This window comes from Nocardiopsis halotolerans DSM 44410 (assembly GCF_000341065.1).
In the GTDB taxonomy this organism is placed as follows: Bacteria; Actinomycetota; Actinomycetes; order Streptosporangiales; family Streptosporangiaceae; genus Nocardiopsis; species Nocardiopsis halotolerans.
Genome location: NZ_ANAX01000421.1, coordinates 1 through 720 on the forward strand (window position 1 = coordinate 1; position 720 = coordinate 720).

Annotated in this window: 1 protein-coding gene; it reads left to right on the forward strand. The window is 71.2% G+C overall.

Translation table 11 applies throughout. The features are described 5' to 3' along the window. Window positions 1–44: 44 nt before the first annotated feature. Window positions 45–720: polyprenyl synthetase family protein (locus tag D455_RS0128710; RefSeq protein WP_040685200.1), on the forward strand; the 676-nt coding region annotated here is incomplete at its 3' end.

Consider the following 720-nt stretch of genomic DNA (forward strand, 5'->3'; position numbering starts at 1 on the left):
GGAGGGGGACCAGCCCGTGTCGAACAGCCGATAATGTGCGGACCATGGTGCCTTCCTCTTCCTCGCCCGTCTCACCCGTCTCAGGGATCCGCTCCGGTGTGGACCGCGAGCTGACCGAGTTCAACGCCGCCCACCGCGCCCAGCTCCTGGAGATCGGTGAGGAACTGGTACCGGCGATGGACGCGCTGGAGGCGATGCTCTCCGGCGGCAAGCGTCTGCGTCCGACCTTCTGCTACTGGGGATGGCGGGGCGCGGGAGGCGCGGCCGACGACGCACGGGTGATCCGGGCGGCGGCCTCCCTGGAGTTCCTCCAGGCGTGCGCGCTCGTCCACGACGACGTGATCGACAACAGCGACACCCGGCGCGGGCTGCCCGCCACCCACAAGCGTCTGGCCAAGCTGCACGCCGACCACGGGTGGAGCGGAGACAGCGAGGGCTTCGGCCGGGGCGCGGCGATCCTCGTCGGTGACCTGTGCCTGGCCTGGTCGGACGAGATGTACCAGGCCAGCGGCTTTCCCACGGAGGTGCTGCGGGAGGGGCGGCGCCCGTTCGACGCGATGCGCACCGAGGTGATGGCCGGGCAGTACCTGGACACCCTGGAGCAGGTGCGGGGCACCTCCACCCGCGAGGCCGCGCTGCGTGTGATGCGCTACAAGTCCGCCAAGTACACGGTGGAACGCCCGCTGCACCTGGGGGCCGCTCTGGCGGGCCGCCACGAGG